Source organism: Micromonospora sp. NPDC049274 (genome assembly GCF_040678875.1).
Classification (GTDB): Bacteria; Actinomycetota; Actinomycetes; order Mycobacteriales; family Micromonosporaceae; genus Micromonospora.
Genome location: NZ_JBFAQS010000010.1, coordinates 132,157 through 155,324 on the forward strand (window position 1 = coordinate 132,157; position 23,168 = coordinate 155,324).

The 23,168-nt window shown below is 69.1% G+C and carries 16 protein-coding genes; 12 read left to right on the plus strand and 4 right to left on the minus strand.

The annotated features are described in order from the left end of the window. The first annotated feature begins 128 nt into the window (after positions 1–128). The 4 genes from AB0K10_RS20260 (at position 129) to AB0K10_RS20275 (ending at position 5,205) form a co-directional block, all read left to right on the plus strand. Positions 129–278 carry a hypothetical protein gene (locus AB0K10_RS20260; RefSeq protein ID WP_007459587.1) on the plus strand — a complete coding sequence of 50 codons (150 nt, stop codon included), beginning with the start codon at positions 129–131 and terminating at the stop codon, positions 276–278. A gap of 14 nt (positions 279–292) precedes the next feature. Then, positions 293–1,723 (plus strand): class I SAM-dependent methyltransferase, encoded by a 1,431-nt coding sequence (locus tag AB0K10_RS20265; RefSeq protein WP_363685548.1) that lies wholly within the window; start codon positions 293–295, stop codon positions 1,721–1,723. Beyond that, positions 1,716–3,731: a sulfatase-like hydrolase/transferase gene (locus AB0K10_RS20270; protein WP_363685550.1), complete on the plus strand. Its 2,016-nt coding sequence runs from the start codon at positions 1,716–1,718 to the stop codon at positions 3,729–3,731. Before AB0K10_RS20265 ends, AB0K10_RS20270 begins: the two co-directional genes overlap by 8 nt. A 190-nt stretch (positions 3,732–3,921) precedes the next feature. Continuing rightward, positions 3,922–5,205: a citrate synthase gene (locus AB0K10_RS20275; RefSeq protein WP_363685552.1), complete on the plus strand. Its 1,284-nt coding sequence runs from the start codon at positions 3,922–3,924 to the stop codon at positions 5,203–5,205. Between the two features lie 222 nt (positions 5,206–5,427). Here the strand turns inward: AB0K10_RS20275 and AB0K10_RS20280 are convergent, their stop codons facing one another. Beyond that, on the minus strand, positions 5,428–6,072 hold the full coding sequence (locus AB0K10_RS20280) for a maleylpyruvate isomerase N-terminal domain-containing protein (protein WP_363685554.1): 645 nt from the start codon (positions 6,070–6,072) through the stop codon (positions 5,428–5,430). A 297-nt stretch (positions 6,073–6,369) separates the two neighbouring features. Beyond that, the gene (locus AB0K10_RS20285) at positions 6,370–7,833 is read right to left on the minus strand and encodes a glycosyltransferase family 4 protein (RefSeq protein ID WP_363685556.1); all 1,464 of its coding nucleotides are present in this window, start codon (positions 7,831–7,833) and stop codon (positions 6,370–6,372) included. A 335-nt stretch (positions 7,834–8,168) separates the two neighbouring features. Between AB0K10_RS20285 and glgX the strand changes: the two genes are divergently transcribed. The 8 genes from glgX to AB0K10_RS20325 all read left to right on the plus strand — a co-directional run bounded on the left by glgX (position 8,169) and on the right by AB0K10_RS20325 (position 21,171). Next, complete coding sequence (gene glgX, locus AB0K10_RS20290) at positions 8,169–10,286, plus strand: glycogen debranching protein GlgX (RefSeq protein WP_363685558.1); 2,118 nt, start codon at positions 8,169–8,171, stop codon at positions 10,284–10,286. 1 nt (position 10,287) lies between these two features. After that, positions 10,288–12,594, plus strand: a complete 2,307-nt coding sequence (gene treY, locus AB0K10_RS20295) for a malto-oligosyltrehalose synthase (protein WP_363685560.1) — start codon at positions 10,288–10,290, stop codon at positions 12,592–12,594. Further along, positions 12,591–14,315, plus strand: coding sequence for a malto-oligosyltrehalose trehalohydrolase (treZ, locus tag AB0K10_RS20300; RefSeq protein ID WP_363685562.1), 1,725 nt, complete (start codon positions 12,591–12,593; stop codon positions 14,313–14,315). The genes treY and treZ overlap by 4 nt, the downstream gene beginning before the upstream one ends. 363 nt (positions 14,316–14,678) lie before the next feature. Next, a complete protein-coding gene (locus AB0K10_RS20305; RefSeq protein WP_363685564.1) occupies positions 14,679–16,661 on the plus strand; it encodes a hypothetical protein in 1,983 nt (660 codons plus the stop codon). A gap of 185 nt (positions 16,662–16,846) precedes the next feature. Continuing rightward, positions 16,847–18,037 (plus strand): helix-turn-helix transcriptional regulator, encoded by a 1,191-nt coding sequence (locus AB0K10_RS20310; RefSeq protein WP_363685566.1) that lies wholly within the window; start codon positions 16,847–16,849, stop codon positions 18,035–18,037. A 543-nt stretch (positions 18,038–18,580) separates the two neighbouring features. Next, entirely contained in the window at positions 18,581–19,765 is a 1,185-nt protein-coding gene (locus AB0K10_RS20315; protein WP_363685749.1) for a helix-turn-helix domain-containing protein, read from the plus strand. A gap of 112 nt (positions 19,766–19,877) precedes the next feature. Further along, positions 19,878–20,039: a hypothetical protein gene (locus AB0K10_RS20320; protein ID WP_363685568.1), complete on the plus strand. Its 162-nt coding sequence runs from the start codon at positions 19,878–19,880 to the stop codon at positions 20,037–20,039. Continuing rightward, on the plus strand, positions 20,026–21,171 hold the full coding sequence (locus AB0K10_RS20325; RefSeq protein WP_363685570.1) for a helix-turn-helix transcriptional regulator: 1,146 nt from the start codon (positions 20,026–20,028) through the stop codon (positions 21,169–21,171). The genes AB0K10_RS20320 and AB0K10_RS20325 overlap by 14 nt, the downstream gene beginning before the upstream one ends. A gap of 44 nt (positions 21,172–21,215) precedes the next feature. Here AB0K10_RS20325 and AB0K10_RS20330 read toward each other — a convergent pair whose 3' ends face one another. Both AB0K10_RS20330 and AB0K10_RS20335 read right to left on the minus strand, forming a co-directional pair. Beyond that, positions 21,216–22,007, minus strand: a complete 792-nt coding sequence (locus AB0K10_RS20330; RefSeq protein ID WP_363685572.1) for an SDR family oxidoreductase — start codon at positions 22,005–22,007, stop codon at positions 21,216–21,218. 708 nt (positions 22,008–22,715) lie between these two features. Then, positions 22,716–23,015 carry a hypothetical protein gene (locus tag AB0K10_RS20335; protein ID WP_363685574.1) on the minus strand — a complete coding sequence of 100 codons (300 nt, stop codon included), beginning with the start codon at positions 23,013–23,015 and terminating at the stop codon, positions 22,716–22,718. Positions 23,016–23,168: the final 153 nt, after the last annotated feature.

The window sequence follows — 23,168 nt, forward strand, 5'->3', positions numbered from 1 at the left end:
CGATGTGGCCGCGACAGCGCTGACGAGCAGCGTACGGTGATGGACAAGTCCGGCTTTCTGGGTTAAAAGCCTCACCGCTGCATTCCCGGGACGCCGGTGTCGAGACGGGCGAGGGGAAGGAGCGGTCGGTGATCCATCTGGCCTACCTGGACGCGGGATCCGGCAGCCTGATCGTGCAGGCCGTCGTGGGCGGGGTGGCCGGCGCCGCGGTCGCCGCCAAGCTCTACTGGCGGCGGCTCGTCGACCGGTTCCGCCGGCAGCCCACCGACCAGCGGTAGCGGTCGCCGCGACGATGACGACCTCACCCACCGGCGTACGCCCCGAGCCCGCCTCCTTCCGCGACCCCGCCAACCGGGTGTTCCACGTCGGCGACGAGGTGCTGCGCGGGCTGAACGCCCAGGCCGCCGAGCACTGGCGAACCCTCGCGGCCAGCCCGTTCTTTCCCACGCTCGTCTCGGCCGGCAAGGTCTGCGCCACCGAGGACGCCCCGCCCACGTTGGTGCCCGCCGCGACCGGCACGCCGTGGGCGGCGGTGCTGCGCCACGAGCGCATCCCGTTCGTCTCGCACCCGTACGAGTGGTCGTTCGGCATGCTGCGCGACGCCGCGCTGCTGCACCTGGAGATCCTGCGTACCGCCCTCGCCGACGGCTTCACCACCAAGGACGGCTCCGCCTACAACCTCCAGTGGCGCGGCGCGAAACCGGTCTTCATCGACATCGGCTCCTTCGAGCCGGTCCGCGACGGCGAGCCGTGGGCCGGCTACCGGCAGTTCTGTCAGACCGTGCTCTACCCGCTGCTGCTCACCGCCCACCTGGGCGTGGACTTCCAGCCCTGGCTGCGCGCCCAGGTCGACGGCATCGAGGCCGACCAGCTGCGCCCGCTCTTCGGCGGCACCCGCCGGCTGCGCCCCGGCATCCTGACCCACCTGCACCTGCACGGCGCCATGCAGCAGCGCAACGCCGCCGCCAGCACCAGCGACGTGAAGGCCCAGCTGCGCGCCGCCGGCTACTCCCGGGACCTGCAGGCGGCCACCGTACGCGGCATCGAGAAGCTCGTCCGCCGGCTGGAGCACCGCCCGTCGGGCAGCCACTGGTCGGACTACCAGCGCACCTGCGGCTACTCGGCCCGCGACCGGGTCGCCAAGGAGCAGTTCGTGGTCACCGCGGTGGCCGCCGCCGCACGCCCGCGCCTGGTGCTCGACCTGGGCGCCAACGACGGCCGGTACGCCCGACTGGCCGCCGGCCACGCCGACTACGTGGTCGCCGTCGAGCAGGACCCGGCAGTGGTCGACGAGCTGTACCGGGCGCTGCGCTCCGAGGGGCAGCAACGGATCCTGCCGCTTGTCGTCGACCTGGCCGACCCGTCCCCCGGCGGGGGCTGGCGCGGCGTCGAGCGCGCCGGCTTCGCCCAGCGGGCGTCGGCGGACGTCGTACTCGCCCTGGCGTTGGTGCACCACCTGGCGATCGGCCGCAACGTGCCACTGCCGGAGGTCGTCGACTGGCTGGCCGGACTGACCGCGCCCGGCGGCGCCGTGGTGGTGGAGTTCGTCCATCCGGACGACCCGATGGCCGCTCGGCTGCTGGCCAACAAGCCCGACGGCATCTTCCCGGACTACCGGCGCGACACCTTCGAACGGCTCATCGAAGCCCGGGGCCGCATCACCGACCGGCTGGAGCTGCCCTCCGGCACCCGCACGCTCTACCGGGCGGTTATGGGTGGCTGAACCGCCATCCACCGGCCGTTGGGAGGAGGGCTGGCGCGGCGAGGTGGGCCGACTGCTGGAGGTCGTGGCACTTGTCGGACTGGTCGTCACCCAGCCCCTGCTGGACGTGCTCGGCCGCAGCCCCGACTTCTTCCTCTTCCACCGCGCCGACCGCGCCCAGATCCTGCTGCTCGTCGCCCTGGTGGCCGTCGCGCCCACCGTGCCCGTGGCGCTGCTCGGCGCGCTCAGTCGCCTCGCCGGCCGCACCGCTCGCGCGCTCACCCACACGGTGCTCGTCGGGCTGCTGCTCGCCGCCCTCGCGGTGCAGGTGGGCCGGCACGCGGTGCCGCTTCGGGGCGTACCCCTGCTGGTGCTTGCCGGTCTGGCCGGTCTGGGCGGCGCGGCCGCGCACCGGCGGTGGCGGTCGCCGGGCCGCGCGCTGCGACTGGCCGCCGCCGGACCGGTGGCCTTCGTGGCGCTGTTCCTGTTCGTCTCGCCCACCTCGGCGGTCGTGCTGCCGCGCGGCGACGGCGGTGCGGTCGGCACCGCGCAGGGCGCGGCCGTGCACCCGCCGGTGGTCATGCTGATCCTCGACGAGCTGCCGCTGGTCAGCCTGCTCGGCCGCGACGGCCGGATCGACGCGGCCCGGTTCCCGCACTTCGCCGAGCTGGCCGGCGGCTCGACCTGGTACCGCAACGCCACAGGGGTCAGCGGCTGGACGCCTAACGCGCTGCCGGCGATGCTCACCGGCCGCTACCCGGCGCGGGCGGTCGCGCCGCACTACTCGCAATACCCGGACAACCTCTTCACGGCCTTCGGTGGCCTCTACGACATCCAGGCCCAGGAGAGCATCACCCGGCTCTGCCCACCCAGCCGCTGCGACCAGCCGGTCGCGCCGGAGCAGGGCCTCGGCGTGCTGGTCCGGGAGACCGGCAAGCTGCTCGGCCAGGTCGCCGGGCCGACGAACACCCGGGTCGACCCCGAGGACTCCTACCGGGAGCAGACCCGCGTCGAGGCCGGCCTGGACGCCGCCGAGCCGGTCCCCGCCGACCCGAAGTTCCGCTGGGACAGCCTCGACGACAACCAGCCGGTCCGGTTCACCCGCTTCCTCGCCGGGCTGAAGCCGCAAACCCGACCCGCCCTGCACTTCCTGCACCTGCTGATGCCGCACTCCCCGTGGACGTACCTGCCGTCCGGCGCCCGCTACGACGCCCCGGAGGACCTGCCGAACGACGGCGCCGGCTGGGTCGAGCTGGCCCGCCAGCGCCACCTCGCCCAACTCGGCTACACCGACCGGCTGATCGGCGAGACCCTGCGGACGCTGCGCGCCAGCGGCCTCTACGACCAGGCCCTCGTCGTCGTCACCGCCGACCACGGGGTGAGCTTCCACCCGGGCGCGCAGGGCCGGGGCATGGACGCCATCAGGGCCGCCGCCGGCGAGGTCGCGTGGGTGCCCATGTTCGTCAAGGAACCCGGGCAGCAGACCGGCCGGGTGGACGACCGCAACTGGGAGCACGTCGACCTGCTGCCCACCGTCGCCGACGCCGCCGGAATCCGCCTGCCCTGGCACGTCGACGGCCGCTCCGCCCGGCAGGCCCCCCGCGCCGACGCCACGAAGCACTTCTACGACACCCCCGGGCGGGCGGTCACCTTCCCCGGCGGGGTGCCCACCCCGCCGCCGCTGCCGACGCCGCACCCCCTGGTGGGCACCGAGGTCCGCGCCGGCCCGACCGGGGGCAGCGCCCGGGTCGCCGACCTGGCCGCCTTCCGGGCGACCGACCCGGACACCGGCACCCTCCCGGCGCTGGTCTGGGGTGACGTGCCGGACGCGATACCGGACGGCACGCTGCTGGCCGTCGCCGTCAACGGCCGGATCGGCGCGGTGGTCCCGGTGGTGCCGACCGACCCGGGCGGGCGCCGCTTCGCCGCGCTGCTGACCGACGATCGGCTGTTCCGCGCCGGGACGAACCAGCTCGACGTCTACCAGGTCGCGGCGGACGGTACGCTACGACGCCTCACGTTGTCCTGATCGTCCGGCCTCTCGGCGGGGTTTCTTTCGGCTCCCGCCTGGCGGGACGGCGGGTTTCCCGGCTGCCCGGTCGGGAATCGGGTGACGCATACCTCACCGTCGAACCACGGCGGGCGGTGTCCCCCGGGCCGCAATTACGGTAGAAGCGAAGGCAATTCAACGTAGATCTGCCGGCGAAGCGAGGAACCACATGACGGAAGTCAAGCTCGATCACCCCGGTGGGCAGCTGTCGATGCCGGTCCATTCCGCGGTCGAGGGCCCCGCTGGCATCGGGGTGAGCAAGCTGCTGAAGGAAACCGGGATGACGACGTACGACCCCGGTTTCGTCAACACCGCGGCTGCCTCATCCGCGATCACCTACATCGACGGCGACGCGGGGATCCTGCGTTACCGGGGATACCCGATCGAGCAGCTGGCCGAGAAGTCCTCCTTCCTGGAGGTCTCCTACCTGCTCATCTACGGTGAGCTGCCCACCGAGCAGCAGCTGACCGAGTTCACCGAGTGGATCCGGCGGCACTCGCTGCTGCACGAGGAGATGCGCCGCTTCTTCGACGGCTTCCCCCGGGACGCCCACCCGATGGCGGTGCTGTCGTCGGCGGTGAGCGCGCTGTCGACCTTCTACCAGGACAGCCTGGACCCGTTCGACTCCGAGCACGTGGAGATCTCCACGGTCCGGCTCATGGCGAAGGTCCCCACCATCGCCTCGTACGCCTACAAGAAGTCCATCGGGCAGCCGCTGCTCTACCCGGACAACTCCCTGGGGTACGTGGACAACCTGCTGCGCATGACGTTCGGCGTGCCGGCGGAGCCGTACGTGGTCGACCCGGTCATGTCGAAGGTGCTGGACATGCTGTTCGTCCTGCACGCCGACCACGAGCAGAACTGCTCCACGTCGACCGTCCGCCTGGTCGGCTCCAGCAACGCCAACCTGTTCGCCTCGGTCTCGGCCGGCGTGAACGCGCTGTTCGGCCCCCTGCACGGTGGCGCGAACCAGGCGGTGCTGGAGATGCTCCAGCAGATCCACGCCGGTGACGGCGACGTCCGGTCCTTCGTCCGCAAGGTCAAGGACAAGCAGGACGGCGTCAAGCTGATGGGCTTCGGCCACCGGGTCTACAAGAACTACGACCCGCGGGCGGCCATCGTCAAGAAGGCCGCGCAGGACGTGCTGGGCCGCATGGCCAAGCCGGACCCGCTGCTGGACATCGCCATGGAGCTGGAGGAGATCGCGCTCGCCGACGACTTCTTCGTCTCCCGCCGGCTCTACCCGAACGTGGACTTCTACACCGGCCTGATCTACAAGGCCATGGGCTTCCCCACGAAGATGTTCACGGTGCTCTTCGCGCTCGGCCGGCTGCCCGGCTGGATCGCCCAGTGGCGCGAGATGATCAACGACCCGGAGACCAAGATCGGCCGTCCGCGGCAGGTCTACGTCGGTGCCCCCGAGCGGGACTACGTCCCCTTCGCCGAGCGCTGACCTCCGCCCCTCGCACCACAGGCAGGCCGCCGACCCGATCCGGGTCGGCGGCCTGCCGCTTTTCCGCGTCCGGGACCCTTGATCGACTCGGGTTCCAGGAAACCGGGGTGTCCGGGCGGGATCGATGCCCCGACTTCCAGGAAGCCGAGTCGATCAAGCGCGACCGCGAACGGCGACCGGCGGCGCGGCGGCGCGGCGGGCGGCGGGCGGCGGCGCGGCGGGTCAGAAGGCGGAGATGTCCCCGGCTCGCTCGCTGCGGCTCAGTGCGCCGATCAGCGCCGACTGGCCACGCCGGCGGACGGCCAACCGGACCAGCAGGTCGCGTACGGGGTCGAAGACCTCCGCCGGGAATTCCGGTGTGGGCACGCCGACGCTCACCGCGAGGTCGTCGGAGTGCACGACGATCTCCAGTTGGCGCGTGAGCAGGAAGTCGGCGCGGCGCAGGGACCAGCCCTGCCACGGGATCGGCACGACGTCGAGGGCGGCACCCCGCGACAGCAGGTCGTTGACCGCGTTGAGCGCGTCGGCTGATCGGGCGTGCAGGTCAGCCGGGCCGCGTGCCGCGTCGGCCTCGTCCGGGCCCGCGGCGACCGCGTCGGCGTCCGGGGTGCCGTCGGTGACCCAGGCGGCCCGCTCGTAGTGGCTGTCGGCCGACTCCAGCGTGGGCAGGTCGGCGGGGCTCGGCAGCAGCTCCGCCGCGCGTACGGCCTGACGCCCGAGGTGGCACGCCAGGGCGCCCACGGACAGGTGCGGCAGGGCGCTCGGGCGCGACCACTGCGCGGACACCTCGGGGCGGCGGATCAGGTCCAGGGCGATGGAGGCGGCGACCGGAAACGCGGAATCCAGGGCGTCAACAGGACGAGACATCCGCACATTCTGACAGGGCCGGCCGGCCCTCGCCGGGCCAGCTCGGCCTGGCGACCGGCGCTGGGCAGCGAAGCCCGGCCAGCCCGCTTGCGCTTGATCGACTCGGGTTCCAGGAAGTCGCGGCATCCCCGGCATGGGGACACCCCGACTTCAAGGAACCCGAGTCGATCAAGCCCGACCGGCACGGGGACCCCGCGACTTCAAGGAACCCGAGTCGATCAAGCCCGACCGGCATGGGGACACCCCGACTTCAAGGAACCCGAGTCGATCAAACGGGCCGGAGGAGCCGGAAGCGCCTCAGCGCAGGCCGGCGGCGGCGAGCAGGTTGCCCTCGGGCAGTGCCGGGAGTGCCCGACCCTGGGACATGCGCTGCTCGGTGCGCTCGGCGGTGAACGCGGCGTCGTTGGCGATGGCGGCGGCGTAGCTGGCGGCGGTGTGCTGGGCGATGGCCGTCCAGCCGTACTGGTCCTGGACCATCCGGCGGGCGCGGCGGGCCATGGCGCGGGCGCGCTCACTGTCGGACAGCAGCGCGTCGACGGCGTCGGCGAGCCCGTCCGGGTCGTGCGGGCGGAACGTCATCCCGGTCGCGCCCGGCTCGACGATCTCGGCGAGGCCACCGGTGGCGGCGACGGCGAGGGGCGCCCCGGCGGCGGCGCCCTCCAGGGCCACCATGCCGAACGGCTCGTAGATGCTCGGCACCGCGAAGCAGTCGGACGCCGCCATCAGCGCCGGCAGGTCGTTGCCGTCGAGGAAGCCGGGCATGCTGACCATCCCGCCGAGGCCGCGGCGGTGCACCTCGGCCTCCAGTTCCGCGCGGTACGGGCCGTCGCCGGCGATCACGGCGCGCAGCCCGGGGTGCCGTTCACGCAGCCGGGGGAGGGCGGCGATGAGGTGCTGCACGCCCTTCTCGTAGACGAGCCGGCCGGCGAAGGTGACCAGGGGGCCGTCTGCGGCGAACCGGGCCCGCGCCGCTGCCACGTCCCGCGCCGGCACCTTCCAGCGGTGCGACTCGACGCCGTTGGCGACCACGTCGACGCGGCCGGCCGGTACGCCGAACAGCGCGCCCACCTCGTCGCGCATGTAGCCGGAGCAGACGATGACCCGACCGGACTCGCTGCTGAGCCACTGCTCGACACCGTGGATGGTGCGGTTCATCTCCTCGGGCAGCCAGCCCTGGTGCCGGCCCGCCTCGGTCGCGTGGATGGTGCTGACGAGCGGGATGTCCAGGTGGTCGCGCAACGTCATCGCGGTGTGCGCGACGAGCCAGTCGTGGGCGTGGATGACGTCGTAGCTGCCGGCCTGGGTGGCGCGCAGGGCGGTGCGGGTGAGGGTGTGGTTGAAGGCCATCGTCCAGGCCAGGAGGGAGCCGGTGGCGAGGGGAAAGGTGACCGGGTCTTCGGGTGCGCGCAGGATGCGCACGCCGTCGGCGTACTCCTCGAGGGGTGCGCCCTCGGCGTGGCGGGTGACGACAGTGACGTCGTGGCCGGCGGCGGCGAGGGCTACCGACAGGGCGTGCACGTGGCGGCCGAGGCCGCCGACGAGCACCGGCGGGTACTCCCACGAGAGCATCAGGATGCGACGGGTCTGCGGCGGCACCCCCGGGCCGGGCTGCGCCGGCACGATCGCGGCAGGCTGCGCGCCGAGGCCGGAATGCGCGGACGGGCCGGGCTGCGCCGGAAGCTGGGGCCGGGAGGTGAGGGTGGGCCGGTGGGCCCGATCCGTGGCGATAGCGAGCTGCTCGCCGACCCGCAGCGTGGTCACATCAGTCTCCGTCCATACGTGGTGGCACGCGCCGGCAGCAGTGGCGGCGGAGTGAGGGTGGGAAGGGGTGGCCGAGGGCCGAGTGAGGCACGCGCGAACGCGTGTCCCCCGACTAGCAAAGGGCATCGAGCCCGGGAACGCATCTTCAAAACGCCCATGGTGACGGAGGACACCTGAGGGTGTAGCGCGCATCAGACAGGTGGTTTTCGGTCATCGCCTGAAAGGATGGATTGGCGCGTGGGGGCGCAGGGCAATACCGGCGTGCGCGCGGGCGGGTCCGACCTCCCGTGCGCTCACGACGCGGTTCGCTCGTGATCAAGTGCTGAAGGAGCGACATGCAGGTCTGGCCGGGCGAGCGGTATCCCCTGGGCGCCACCTACGACGGGATGGGCACCAACTTCGCCATCTTCTCCGAGGTGGCCGAGCGGATCGAACTCTGCCTCTTCGACGAGTGGGACACCGGCGCCGAGCGCCGCGTCGAGCTGCGCGAGGTGGACGCCTACGTCTGGCACGCGTACCTGCCGGGGATCGAGCCGGGGCAGCGCTACGGCTACCGGGTGCACGGCCCGTACGACCCGGCGAACGGGCTGCGTTGCAACCCGCACAAGCTGCTGCTCGACCCGTACGCCAAGGCCGTCGACGGTGACGTCCAGTGGGACCCGGCGGTGTACGACTACGAGCTGGGCGAGCCGGAGAAGATGAACGAGACCGACTCGGCGCCGTTCATGCCGAAGTCGGTGGTGGTCAACCCGTACTTCGACTGGGGCAACGACAAGCCGCCGCGTACGCCGTACCACCACTCGGTGATCTACGAGGCGCACGTGCGCGGGCTGACGATGCGGCACCCGGACATCCCGGAGGAGCTGCGCGGCACGTACGCGGGCATCGCCTCCCCGCCGATGATCGAGCACCTGACCCGGCTCGGGGTGACGGCGATCGAGCTGATGCCGGTGCACGAGTTCGTGCACGACCACCGTCTCGTCGACCTGGGGCTGCGCAACTACTGGGGTTACAACACGATCGGCTTCTTCGCCCCGCACCACGGCTACTCGGCGCTGGGTCACCTCGGTCAGCAGGTGCAGGAGTTCCGGGGGATGGTCAAGGCGCTGCACGCGGCGGGCATCGAGGTCATCCTCGACGTGGTCTACAACCACACCGCCGAGGGCAACCACCTCGGGCCGACGTTGAGCTTCAAGGGCGTGGACGCGCCCAGCTACTACCGGCTCAGCGAGGAGGACCGCCGCTACTTCGTCGACTACACGGGCACCGGCAACAGCCTCAACGTGCGCAGCCCGCACTCGCTGCAACTGATCATGGATTCGCTGCGGTACTGGGTGACCGAGATGCACGTCGACGGCTTCCGCTTCGACCTGGCGGCCACCCTGGCCCGCGAGTTCTACGAGGTGGACAGGCTCTCCACGTTCTTCGAGGTGGTCCAGCAGGACCCGGTGGTCAGCCAGGTCAAGCTGATCGCCGAGCCGTGGGACGTCGGCCCCGGCGGCTACCAGGTGGGCAACTTCCCGCCGCTGTGGACGGAGTGGAACGGCAAGTACCGGGACACCGTGCGGGACTTCTGGCGGGGCGAGCCGGCCACCCTCGCCGAGTTCGCGTCGCGGATCTCCGGCTCGGCCGACCTCTACCAGGACGACGGCCGCCGCCCGTTCCACAGCATCAACTTCGTCACCGTGCACGACGGGTTCACGCTCAACGACCTGGTGTCGTACAACGACAAGCACAACGAGGCCAACGGCGAGGAGAACCGGGACGGCGAGAGCCACAACCGGTCCTGGAACTGCGGCGTGGAGGGCGACACCCACGACGACGCGGTGCTCGCCCTGCGGGCCAAGCAGCGGCGCAACTTCCTGGCCACCCTGATGCTCTCGCAGGGCGTGCCGATGATCGGCCACGGCGACGAGCTGGGCCGCACCCAGCACGGCAACAACAACGCCTACTGCCAGGACAGCGAGCTGGCCTGGATCGACTGGGACAACGTCGACGAGCAACTGCTGGACTTCGTCCGTACGCTCACCGACTTCCGCAAGCGGCACCAGGTGTTCCGCCGCCGCCGGTTCTTCACCGGCCTGCCGGTGAACGGGCGCGGCATCGACGAGCCACTGCCCGACCTGGCCTGGCACACGCCCGACGGGCGGGAGATGACAGGCGAGGACTGGGGCAACGACTTCGGTCGTTCGGTGGCGCTGTTCGTCAACGGCGAGGGCATCCGGGAGCGCGGCCAGTACGGCCAGAAGCACCACGACGCCTCGTTCCTGCTCTGCTTCAACGCCCACGACGCGCCGCTGGACTTCACGATGCCCGGCTCCGAGTACGGGCAGAAGTGGGAACGGGTGATCAGCACCGCCGAGCCCGAGCCGGACGACGCCACGGTGATCAGCGCGGGCGGCACCATCCGGGTGCCGGACCGGTCCCTCGTCGTGCTGGAGAGGACGATCTGACATGCCGGCCACCCCTCCCAAGGCCACCTACCGCGTCCAGGTCCGCCCCGGCTTCGACCTGGACGCCACCGCCGCGATCCTCGACTACCTGGACGAGCTGGGCGTCAGCCACCTCTACAGCGCCCCGCTGCTGGCCGCCACCCCCGGTTCCGCGCACGGCTACGACGTGGTCGACCACCGGGCCGTCAACCCGGAGCTGGGCGGCGAGGCGGCTCGGCAGCGGCTGCTGCGGGCGCTGCGCGAGCGGCAGCTCGGCCTGGTCGTCGACATCGTGCCCAACCACGCAGGGGTCGCCGTGCCGCCGGCCAACCCGGCCTGGTGGGACGTGCTGCGCCGGGGGCGCGACTCGTCGTACGCCGACTGGTTCGACATCGACTGGGACCGGGGCCGGCTGCTGCTGCCGGTCCTGGCCGACGACCCGGCCGCCCTGGACGACCTGAAGCTCGTCGACGGCGAGCTGCGCTACCACGAGCACCGCTTCCCGGTCGCCGACGGCACCGGCGACGGCACCGCCCAGGAGGTGCACGAGCGGCAGCACTACGAGCTGATCTCCTGGCGGCGCGGTGACGCCGAGCTGACGTACCGCCGGTTCTTCGCCATCGCGGGCCTGGCGGGCCTGCGCGTGGAGGACCCGGCGGTGTTCGCCGCCACCCACGAGCTGATCCTGCGGTGGGCCGCCGCGGGGGAGGTCGACGGTATCCGCGTCGACCACCCGGACGGCCTGCGTGACCCCGCCGGCTACCTGGCCCGGCTGCGCGAGGCCGCGCCGGACGCCTGGCTCGTGGTGGAGAAGATCCTGGAGTACGGCGAGGAGCTGCCGGACTGGCCGGTGGACGGCACGACCGGCTACGACGCCCTCGCCGCCGTCAACGGCCTGTTCGTCGACCCGGACACCGAGGGCGACTTCACGGCGCTGGACACCCGCCTCACCGGGCACCACACGTCGTGGCAGGACCTGACCCACACCACCAAGCTGGCCGCCGCCACCCAGCTCCTCGCCGCCGAGCTGACCCGGCTGGCCGCGCTCGCCCCCGAGGTGCCCACCGAGCAGGCCCGCGCCGCGCTCGCCGAGCTGGCCGCCGCCTTCGATGTCTATCGGGGCTACCCGCCGGAGGGCGCCCGGCACCTCGCCGCCGCCCGCTCAGAGGCCGGCCGCCGCCGCCCCGACCTGACCGGCGCCCTGGACGCGATCACCCGCCGGCTGCGCGACCCGGACGACGAGCTGGCGATGCGTTTTCCGCAGCTCACCGGCGCGGTGATGGCCAAGGGCGTGGAGGACACCGCGTTCTACCGCTGGACCCGGTTCGTGGCGCTCAACGAGGTCGGCGGCAGCCCCGCCCACTTCGGGGTGCCGCCGGCGGAGTTCCACCGCTTCGCCAGCGCCCAGCAGGTCCGCTGGCCGGCCAGCATGACAGCGCTCTCCACCCACGACACGAAGCGCGGCGAGGACGTGCGCGCCCGCCTCGCCGTGCTCAGCGAACTGCCGGGCCGCTGGGCCGAGCAGGTCCAGACCTGGATGGAGTACGCCCCACTGCCCGACCCGGCGTTCGCCCACCTGCTCTGGCAGACCGCCGTCGGCGCGTGGCCGATCGAGCGGGAGCGGCTGCACGCGTACGCCGAGAAGGCCGCCCGGGAGGCCGCGGCCTCGACCAGTTGGGCGGACCCGGACCCGGCCTTCGAGCAGGCCATGCACGCGGTCATCGACCGCATGTACGACGACGAGCGGCTGCACGCCGAGCTGACCGAACTCGCCGCCGCCATCACCCCGGCCGGCTGGTGCAACTCGCTCGGGCAGAAGCTGATCCAGCTCACGATGCCGGGCGTGCCGGACACCTACCAGGGCACCGAGCTGTGGGACAACTCCCTCGTCGACCCGGACAATCGGCGGCCCGTCGACTTCGACGTACGCCGGGAGATGCTGGCGCGGCTCGACGGCGGCTGGCGTCCCTCGATCGACACCGACGGAGCGGCGAAGCTGCTCGTCGTGTCGCGGACGCTGCGGTTGCGGCGGGCGCACCCGGAGCTGTTCACCACCTACCGGCCGGTGCCGGCGCACGGGCCGCAGGGCCGGCACGTGCTGGCCTTCGACAGGGGCGGCGCGATCACCGTGGCGACCCGCCTGCCGCTGGGCCTGGCGCGCTCCGGTGGGTGGCGCGACACAGTCCTGTCGCTTGGTGTTAACGAGGTGAAGGACCTGTTCACCGGGCGGGTCTACAGTGGCGGGGAGACCTCTGTGGCCGACCTGTTGGCCGACTATCCCGTCGCACTGCTGGCTCCTCCCACCGATGACGCGGAGGTTGCTTCATGACCGAATTCTCCGTGTGGGCGCCCGACGCCACCCGCGTGCGGCTGCACCTACCCGGCGCCGACGACCACGAGATGCGCGCCGCCGCCGACGGCTGGTGGCGGGTCGAGGTGCCCGACGGCGGCCCCGACTACGCGTTCCTGCTCGACGACGACGACATCCCGCTGCCCGACCCCCGCTCCGCGTGGCAGCCCGACGGCGTCCACGGGCCGAGCCGCCTCTACGACCATTCGGCCTTCGACTGGTCCGACAGCTCGTGGACCGGTCGGCAACTGCCCGGCAGCATCCTCTACGAGCTGCACATCGGCACCTTCACCCCCGAGGGCACCTTCGACGCGGCCATCGACCGCCTCGACCACCTGGTGTCGCTGGGCGTCGACCTGATCGAGCTGCTCCCGGTCAACGCCTTCAACGGCGAACACAACTGGGGGTACGACGGCGTCTGCTGGTATGCCCCGCACCAGCCCTACGGTGGCCCCGACGGTCTGAAACGGTTCGTCGACGCCGCCCACGCCAAGGGCCTGGGGGTGATCCTCGACGTCGTCTACAACCATTTCGGGCCCTCCGGGGCCTACGCGCCGCGGTTCGGGCCCTACCTCGCCGAGCAGAGCAACAGTTGGGGCCGCTCGGTCAACCTGGACGGCCCGCACTCCGACGAGGTACGCCGCTACATCATCGACAGCGTCCTCATGTGGCTGCGCGACTACCACGTCGACGGCCTACGTCTGGACGCCGTGCACGCGTTGCCGGACTCGCGGGCGGTGCCGATCCTGGAAGAGCTGGCCATCGCGGTCGAGTCGTTGTCGACGCACCTGGGCCGGCCGTTGTCGCTGATCGCCGAGTCTGACCTCAACGACCCTCGGCTCATCACGCCTCGGGAGGCGGGTGGGCTCGGGCTGCACGCCCAGTGGAACGACGACGCGCACCACGCGCTGCACACGTTGCTGACGGGGGAGCGGCAGGGGTACTACGGCGACTTCGGCTCTCTGGAGACGCTGTCGGACGTGCTGACCGGTGGGTTCTTCCACGCGGGAACCTGGTCGAGCTTCCGTAACCGGCACCATGGGCGGCCTGTCGATCCTCGGATTCCCGGGCATCGGATGGTGGCCTACCTGCAGAACCACGACCAGATCGGGAACCGGGCCACCGGGGATCGGATCTCCGCTTCGTTGTCGCCTTCGCTGCTTCGCGTTGGGGCCACGTTGCTGTTGACCGCGCCCTTTACTCCGATGCTGTTCATGGGGGAGGAGTGGGCCGCGTCCACGCCTTGGCAGTTCTTCACGTCGCATCCGGAGCCGGAGTTGGCCTCTGCGGTGCGGACCGGGCGGCGGCGGGAGTTCGCGGCGCACGGGTGGCCCGAGGGGGACGTGCCCGATCCGCAGGACCCGCAGACGTTCGTGCGGTCGCGGTTGGACTGGGCGGAGCTGGACAAGCCTGAGCATGCTTCGATGTTGGCGTTTTACCAGCGGTTGATCGCGCTGCGGCGGTCTTGTTCTGATCTTTCGGATCCTCGGTTGCACGCGGTTTCCGTGCAGCATGGGGACCAGTTCCTGCTGATGCGGCGGGGGGACACGCTTGTCGTCGCGAACCTGGCGGGGCGGGGGCAGGGGGTCTCGCTGCCTGGGGTGGCTCGGCGGGTGTTGCTGGCTACCGGGGAGGGCGTCACCGTGATGCGGGACCGGATCGAGCTGCCTGCGGAGACTGCGGCGATCGTGGCGCTCTGACCAGGGCGTGTTCCACGCCTTGGCGAAGGTAAATTTTGAGGTGCGAGGTTGTACGAGAGCCACGCACCGGATGACCTTTATTGGGCTTGGTATTGCTACCGGTAGGGCGTTGAGCGGGTCTAGGAGCCCGTGCCCGACTGTGAAGACGTCAACAGGGCCGCACCCCAATAGAGTGTTCATGCCCCGGGGTGCGCGCCTGACTACCGCTGCTTCGGCGATGGTGCTCTGATCTAGGGGTAGACCCATAAGGAGGGGCAGGCAGCCGTGTGAGCATCTTCTGGCAGAAGGCGAGAGCTGCTCATAAGGGTACTTCTCTGGTAGAGATAGATTCCCTTGTCGACGGACGTCGCTTAGGATGCACCCATGACCCCGCCCTTCGCAGCCTTCGACCCCCTGCAAGTCAAGGGAAGGCTAGAAAACAGCCTTGCAGCACAGCGCGCTGTGCGACGCGAAATCAACAACATTTTGAGTTCGTATGTCGGCTGGTACGATCCGTTCTGCGAGTTGATTCAAAATGGTCTAGACGCGTTAGAGGCGCGGGGTCGGGTCGAAGTTGCGGCCGGAACAATTTCGGATTTCGAGCAGCACCTGCGGGTCATTGTTGACTTGGACAGGAATGAGCTCACAGTTTCCGACAATGGCTGCGGAATGACGTACGACGAGTTCAAGCGGTTCCTGGCGCCCAATTTCTCATTCAAGGAAGAGGTTAACTCTCGAGGACACAAAGGCGTTGGTGCCACGTACCTTGCATACGGCTTCAATTATTTGCGAGTGCACACAAAGTCACCCGGATACGAGGCATGCGGAAGGATATTGAATGGCAGAACCTGGCTGGCGGGATCAGCAGATGGAGATCCTCCGCTTGTCGAGCCAGACTCCTCTGCGGATATCGATGAAGACTTCGAAAAAGTGGAGCGCGGAACCACTGTAACCGTCCGCTTCGATGAATATACCCACCCTAAAAAGCTCTCCTGGCTTGCGGCAAAGGACGCCGATACATGGCTTACTATCCTCCGAGTTAAAACCGGCGTCGGCTCGGTCGAGCCGAGCATGGATAAGACGATTGAAGTCACTTGCATTGCAGGGGGAGAGTCGACAACGGCAACAATCTCGGAAGTTTCTTATCTATGGCTTCATAATGACAAGTGCAAGTCGGCCCGCATCAGTGAAGTTGCGTCGAAGGCCCAGGAGCAGTTCAAGAAGTACGGTACCGCCAAGCCGCCACCGAATGCCCATCGCAAGTTGGACTTCTTGTATGAGGAGTACCACTGGGATTCATGCAAAGAGCTCCTCACGCCGGAAGCGTTTGCCGAACATGAAGAGGTAGTTGTAAAACACCGGCCCACCATCAAGGTGGAGTACGGCTATACCACGAAGCTTTGGAAGAGGTTCAACGAGAAGTTGGGCATTCGCAGCAACATGCAGGTACTCCGTGCTGGAATCCAGCTGGCTGCTAACTTGATGCCTCAAGGCGATGTTCTCCAGGTTCCTTTAACAAGATACACTGGTCGACAGAATCAAGTGCACTTCCTTATTCATTTTGAGAATTATACTCCGGATCTTGGCAGGAAGGGATTTGCCAAACCTCTTGTTGATTTCGCCACGGACGTAGCGAGCGCGATTGTCCAAGGGCCGATAACTCGACTCAGGCCGAACATGAAGCGAGACTCTGGGACGGTCCCAGACTTGGACCGTGAGCTCAGGCTGGATGCGTGGAAGGAGCAGATGATCGCACATGAAGCAAGCTCGCCACTCACCCTGTCTTCGGATCACTTCTTCGCTCCAACAAAACGAATCAGCATTACGTCTACACCCACTCGGGAACAAGATGTTATAGCACTCTTCCACGAGATCATTTCGGGCGGCGTGGTTCGTGGTCTAGCGATTATGTCAACCAACGAGCGGTTCACCTACGACGGATTGTTTCGGATAAACTTCGACCATGATCGGGAACTGTTCGAATTTGACCAAAGTAGCAATCCCCTCGGCATCGATAGTGAAGTACTCGACGGCCTGCTGGGAAGGTTAACCAAGCCGAAGGTTCTTGAGTACAAGTATTCACTAGATGGCTTAATAAACGATCTTGATGCACAAGAAAAGAATCTGAAGGATATCGACCTGTGCGTCGCGTGGGAGATGGGATCGCAATGGCGCGAGAAATTTGCCGTCACCTCCCTTCTTCTTCCAGAAAACACGTCTCAGCGCTCCTATCACGGCCTGACGCATGTACTTCAAGATCCTGATTCAGGTGCACGTCATTGCGACTTAATCATCCTCAAGGATCTTGTAGCGCTCCTCGTCGACGAGTCGACCTGCCACGATGAACAAAGACTGGCTTACGAATAGACCCGCGGAACCAGCGCGACGTTGTCGATTCCTCTGTCTTGGATCAAGGCACCGCGTCGTGGCTAACATCGCGTCCGTCACCTAGCAGCGTCACCGCTTGCACACTCAGTCGGTGTACCGTCCAATGGGGCAGATAGTGGGGCCATGGCCGGTGCTCCAATTCTTGACCTGGGGGTGGCGTGAGGATGGTGAAGAAGCCGGACACCATCGGTGCCAGGATCCGGTACTGGCGGATGCGGCGGGGCGGGATGACTCAGGCCGTCCTCGCTGGGTTCGCTGGTGTCACTCAGTCGTACGTGTCGCAGGTCGAGTCGGGTCGCAAAACCATCGACCGTCGCTCCACTCTGGTGGCCTTCGCTGCCGCGCTCCAGGTCACGGTTGCTGACCTGCTCGGCCAGGGCGCCGAGTCCGGTGATCCGGCGCGCGAGAGCGCCGCCGAGTGCGTGCCGGCGATCTGGTCGGCCCTGATTGAGATCGAGGACGGCGAACGCCGCCCGTCGACCTACACAGCGGAACGCCTCGCGGCCGAGATCGCCCGCGTCGAGCAACTTCGCACCTCTTGCAACTACCCGGCAATGGCTGGCATGCTGCCCAACCTCCTGCTCGAAGCTGCCGCCGTTGGCGGCACAGCGCTCGTCCAGGTCGCCTACCAAGCCGCCACCTGCCTCCGGAACCTCGGCTACCGCCACCTGGCCCTCAACGCCGCCCGGCTCGCTGGGGCGGTCGCCGAAGACACCGAAGACCCGGCGTGGATCGCGGCCTCCCGCTTCGCCTACGCGCAGAGCCTGCCGATCGAGTCCGCATCGGTCGCCGCCCGTGCCGCCGACCGGTCACTGACCGAGCTGCAAGCTGACGCCGCCGACAAACGAGTGCGACAGATGCTCGGCCAGCTCCATCTATCGGCCGCGTTGACGTCGACCGTCAGCGGTCGGTTGGACGTGGCTCGCGATCACCTTGCCGAGGCAGCCCGCGAGGCGGCGACGCTCGGAGATCCCGTCGACGGGGCTGGCTTCAACGGTTGTGGCTTCGGGCCGACCAACGTCGGGCTCTGGGAGATGTCCATTGCGGCCGAACAGGGGGAGTCGGGCCGGGTCATCGAGCTGTCTCGGACGGTCCGGCCGCAGGTGCTCGCAGCGTCGATCCGCCAGCAGTCCTACTGGCTTGACCTTGGGAGAGCGCTGGCAGACGGCGGTCGTCGGGACGCCGAAGCCCTCGGGGCATTCGTACAGGCCGAGCAGTCCGCGCCGATCCCGTTCGCCATCAACCCGCTCGCCCGCGACGCCGTGGTGACTCTGGCGCAGCGCGCCCAGCGCCGAGCCATCCCCGACGAACTGCGCCTGCTCGCCAGCCGCATCGGCATCAACCTGGCCGCATAACTGAAAGTTGTCGAGCCTTCGGGCGTTCTGCCCCGACGTCCGGCTTCGGAGTTGAATAGCCCGTCCGGAGGAACCTGGCACCGCCATGCTGTAGTTGGCACCAGTCTGTCCAGACTGACTTTGCGTCTACGCCGGGCCGTGCTTGTGCTCATGATCCGGCGGCTTCCGCACGCTGTTCACCTCCGGGGCACTCCTCGGGCGGGGCGTAGGCACGAATGGTGCCGTTGTGCCGCGCAACTCTTCCGTCAGCGGTGAGGGCTACGGTGCGTTTACAGACGGGGCAACGGCCCCGCTGGTGCTGCGAGCGCTGAGCCACCTTGCCTCCCCAAGTGGGTCGTTGCACGTCTTCAGTTTCATCCGTCGAGCGATATCGCCGATTGTTGCCGATCGAGGCTCGGAAGCCGGCTGACCATGGAAGGTGCCTGACCCGGCCGGACGACGTCGAGCGTCACCGATGCGATGCTCTGCGGGTGTAGCGTCCAACCGGGCGGGGGTAGCGGGCTCAATGCCAGATCGGTCCTCTAACCGGGAGTAGGCATGGTGATGAAGCCGGACACCATCGGTGCCAGGATCCGGTACTGGCGGATGCGCCGGGGCGGCATGACTCAGGCCGTCCTCGCCGGGCTAGCCGGCGTCACCCAGTCGTACGTGTCGCAGGTCGAGTCGGGTCGGAAAACTATCGACCGCCGCTCCACTCTGGTCGCTCTCGCTGCCGCACTTCAGGTAACGGTGGCTGACCTGCTCGGCCAGGGCACCGAGTCCGGTGATCCGGCCCGCGAGAGCGCTGCCGAGTGTGTGCCGGCGATCTGGTCGGCCCTGATCGAGATCGAGGACGGCGAACGCCGCCCGTCGACCTACACGGCGGAACGACTGACGGCCGAGATCGCCCGCGCCGATCAGCTTCGCAACTCGTGCAACTACTCGGCCATGGCGCGCATGCTCCCGAACCTCCTGCTGGAAGCCGCTGCCGTGGGCGGCACCGCCCTCGCCCAGGTCGCCTACCTGGCCTCCACCTGCCTCAGGCACCTCGGCTACCGCCACCTGGCCCTCAATGCGGCCCGAGTATCCGTATCGGCTGCCGAGGACGTCGAAGATCGCGCGTGGATCGGCGCATCCCGGTTCGTCTACGCGCAGAGCCTGCCGATCGAGTCGGCCCGCCTGGCGGCCAATTCCGCTGACCGATCACTGGCGGAGCTTCAGGGAGACGCCTCCGACGTCCGAGTGCGCCAGATGCTTGGCCAGCTTCACCTCATGGCGGCGCTGGCCTCGACCGTGGACGCTCGCCCGGACGTTGCCCGCGACCACCTCGCGGAGGCCACCCGGGAGGCGGTGAGTTTGGGAGATCCGGCCGACGGTGGTGGCTTCAACGGTTGCTGCTTCGGGCCGACCAATGTCGGGCTCTGGAAGATGTCCATCGCGGCCGAGCAGGGCGAGTACGGCAAGATAATCGATCTGTCCCGGAGGATACGGCCGCAGGTGCTCAAGGCATCGAATCGCCAACTGTCGTACTGGCTCGACATTGGGCGAGCGCTGGCGGACGGCGGTCGTCGGGACTCCGAGGCCCTCGCAGCATTCATTCGAGCGGAGCAGGCCGCGCCGATCCCGTTCGCCATCAACCCCCTCGCCCGCGACGCCGTGGTGACCCTGGCGCAGCGTGCCCAGCGCCGGGCCATCCCCGACGACCTTCGCCTGCTCGCCGGCCGCATCGGCATCAGCCTGGCCGCATAACTGCCAGTAATCACCGCATCACCAATCCGCCCTACTGTCCGGTTTGGGACGTACATGGGTCCCCATGGCCTGGGGCGGCGAGCCTCCCGGGCCTCTGACGGAGGAGGCGGGGATGAGCGGTCAGGACGATGACGCTTCGGAGAACAACGGTGAGGCGGCCGAGCGGGAGGCTGCCAAACAGCGCCTCCTGGCCCAGGCCGAGGCGGAGCGCGTACCCGTGGAGGACACGACCCGCGCGGTCCCGGACCGGCGGTGGCGGCGTGACCAGCGATGACCTCCCGATCGGCCGCCGGGTGGCGCGCTGGCGGGTGCGGCGGCAGATGACGCAGCAGATGCTTGCCGACCGGCTGCGCAGGTCGAAGAGCTGGGTCGACAAGATCGAGCGGGGTGTCCGCCCCCTGGACCGGTACTCGGTGATCCAGGAGCTGGCCCACGTCCTGCGCGTCGACCCGGAGGTGCTGCTCGGCCAGCCGCGCGGCACTCCTGCCGGCCCTCCGGATGGGGTGGACGACATCCGGGCCGCGCTCGCCCGCTACGACACTCCGCAAGCCCCACAGGAGACGGACGAGCTGAGGCGGCAGGTCGGGTACGCCTGGTTGACCTACCAGCACGCGCACTACGGGCAGTTGACGCGGGTGTTGCCGGGTCTGCTCGACGCCGCCCAGGGCGCGCGGTCGGCGGAGCTGCTGGTGCAGGCGTACCGCATCACCTCGTCGCTGCTGGTCAAGCTCGGCGAGGCCGACCTCGGTTGGCTGGCCGCCGACCGCGCGATGACCACCGCCGCCGACGACCCGGCGCTCGCGGCAACAGCGGCCATCTCGGTCAGCCAGGCGCTCCGCGCCGCCGGCCGCGACCGCCTGGCCCTGGCCGCGTCCCTCGCCGCCGCGAACCGTGTCCGGCCGCAGCGGTCGGCGGGGGAGTGGGCGGTGGGTGGGACGTTGCTGGTCCAGGCCGCCCTGGCCGCCGCCGGTTGCGGCGAGCACCGCCGCGCCGACGAGCTGGCCGACCGGGCCGCGGGCGTCGCCGCAAACCTTCGGGGGTACGACGATCAGCACCGCACCAGCTTCGGCCCGGTCACCGTGGAGCTGGCGCGGGTGCTGGTGGCGGCGTCGCGGGGTGATGCCGTCGAGGCACTGCACAGGCACTCGACTGTGGTGCGGCGGGAGGGGTGGCGGCGGCTGCCGGCCGAGTATCGGGGCGCCTACCTGGTCGACGCCGCGCGGGCGTACCTCCAGGTGGGTGACCTGCGCGGGGCGGCACGCGCGCTTGTCGACGCGGACAGTGTCGCGCCCGCTGAGGTTCGGTGCCGGCCGTTGGCGCGTACTCTCATCGCCGATGTCGCCCGGGCGCAGCCGGCGCCGGCCGGCGTGGCGCGACTGGCGACGTTGGTCGGCCTCACCCGCTGACTGGCCACCGGTACACGCCTCGGCGGGTCAATCCCGCCGCGGACTCACAGAATCGATGTCAGAACACCTCCATCGACGCGGACCGCCGATCCGTTGATTGCGGACGCGGCCGGACTGGCGAGGAAGGTCACGGCGTTCGCGATCTCGCTCGGTTCGATGAAGCGTCCCAGTAGCGAGGTCTGGTTGGCGCCGATGATCGCCACTTTCAGGTCGTCCTCGAGGAGTGACTGGGCATCCGCCAGCGACCTGACCGTTTCGGCGACGCCTGTGGAATAGGTGGGGCCGCCCAGCACCGAGTTGACGGTCACCGCGGTGCCCTTCGTCAGCTTCGCCAGGCCGTTGCTCACTGCGAGCATCGCCGTCTTGGACGTGCCGTAGTGAATCATGTCGGCGGGAATGTTGACGCCCGACTCGCTGCTCACGAACACGATCCGGCCCCACCCACGATCGAGCATTGCCGGCATGAGGTGCCGCGCGAGCCGGACCCCGCTGAGCACGTTCACCTCGAAGTAGCGCCGCCACTCCTCGTCGGAGATGAGGTCGAACGGCTTGAGCTCGAAGAGCCCGACGTTGTTGATGAGAATGTCAACGCTTGGCAGTTCGTTACACAGCCTGTCGACGTCATCGACAACCGAGAAGTCCGCCTGGATACCGGTGACGGATACGTTGGGCGCCTCCCGGCGCAACACGTCGACAGCCTCGGCCAGCTTTGCCGGGTCGCGGCCGTTGAGGACCACGTTGACACCCTCGCCGGCCAGGGCCTTCGCGGTTGCGTAACCGATGCCTTGACTGGATCCGCTGATGAAGGCGGTCTTGCCGCTGAGCTGCAGGTCCACGTGCTGTTCTCCTCGTGAGTGGTCGCCGATCGGTGCCCGAACGGCGTACCTGCCGAACGTCGGCAGGCGTACCTCTCGACCTTGCCGCAGCCCGATGAGCATCTGATGAGCAACGAGTCAGTGGCCGCGGATACCGCCTCCGCACTCCACATTCTGGGTTGGAGCCGCTGTGCACGATGCTGGTTCGGCCGGATCGATCATCGCTGGCCGTCGACCGGGCGACGGCCGCTGCCGGCGGCGAACCGATCCTGGCGGCAACGGCAACCATCTCGGTAGCCCAGGCGGCGATCGTGGCGGTGTGACGGTGATGTCGAATCGCGTGGAGGGGGATGCGCGCGGATCGCGGCAGAAGCGAAGGACGAGCGAGGGTACGAGGATTGCGAGGCGGCGGAAACTGGCGACTACTCCGGCCCCGTCATCGACCGGACCCTTGCCGTTCTGTTCGACGGCCTGCGCCCGCTCGCGGCCCATGAACCCCTGCCGTCGGCATGATGCGGCGAGCACCGCCGCGCCGGGGATCTGGCCGACCGGGCCGCGGACGTCGCCGCAAACCTTCGGGGGTACGACGATCAGCACCGCACCGGGTGGGTGACCTGCCCGGTGCCGCTCGCGCCCTCATCGACGTCGGACAGTGAGGCATCAGGCCGTCAGACCGACTGTGACCTGCACCATTTGCGACCAACCTGTCCGTCCCGACCGGGGCCGGCCTCAGTCACCGGAGATCCAGAGATATCCGCGCGCCCGGGTCGCCTCCTCGATGAGCGCCCCCAGCGCCTGCACGTCGACCCGCAGCTCCGGTTTGCGGCTCGCGATCTCGTCCAGCTCCGCGGTCAACTGCGGCAGCTGGATCAGGTTGATCATGGTGTCGCCGTAGGAATCGATCCTCGACACCAGGTGGTGCCGCTCCCGGTCGCTCGCCGCCACCAGGCGTTCCAGCGAGGAGCTCGCTTCCGCGCCAACATAGCGTTGCTCGTGCACCTGGTTCTCGACATACAAACTGAGCCCCACGGCCGCACCTCCTTGACGAAATGGCCGGCCAGGGCATTGCACACCCGGGCCGGCCAACCTTACGGTCGTCAGTCCTTGCAGGGAATCGGGTACCGCGTACCGAAACGCGCTGTCCGGGATCCGACTCTCCATCACGGAAATGCGTAAGTACGG

Bases quoted from the DNA above. Each gene is read 5' to 3' on its own strand.
- treY (WP_363685560.1), top strand. From the start codon at position 10,288: ATGCCGGCCACCCCTCCCAAGGCCACCTACCGCGTCCAGGTCCGCCCC.
- AB0K10_RS20275 (WP_363685552.1), top strand. From the start codon at position 3,922: ATGACGGAAGTCAAGCTCGATCACCCCGGTGGGCAGCTGTCGATGCCG.
- treZ (WP_363685562.1), top strand. From the start codon at position 12,591: ATGACCGAATTCTCCGTGTGGGCGCCCGACGCCACCCGCGTGCGGCTG.
- AB0K10_RS20320 (WP_363685568.1), top strand. From the start codon at position 19,878: ATGAGCGGTCAGGACGATGACGCTTCGGAGAACAACGGTGAGGCGGCC.
- glgX (WP_363685558.1), top strand. From the start codon at position 8,169: ATGCAGGTCTGGCCGGGCGAGCGGTATCCCCTGGGCGCCACCTACGAC.
- AB0K10_RS20280 (WP_363685554.1), bottom strand. From the start codon at position 6,072: ATGTCTCGTCCTGTTGACGCCCTGGATTCCGCGTTTCCGGTCGCCGCC.
- AB0K10_RS20315 (WP_363685749.1), top strand. From the start codon at position 18,581: ATGAAGCCGGACACCATCGGTGCCAGGATCCGGTACTGGCGGATGCGC.
- AB0K10_RS20265 (WP_363685548.1), top strand. From the start codon at position 293: ATGACGACCTCACCCACCGGCGTACGCCCCGAGCCCGCCTCCTTCCGC.
- AB0K10_RS20305 (WP_363685564.1), top strand. From the start codon at position 14,679: ATGACCCCGCCCTTCGCAGCCTTCGACCCCCTGCAAGTCAAGGGAAGG.
- AB0K10_RS20310 (WP_363685566.1), top strand. From the start codon at position 16,847: ATGGTGAAGAAGCCGGACACCATCGGTGCCAGGATCCGGTACTGGCGG.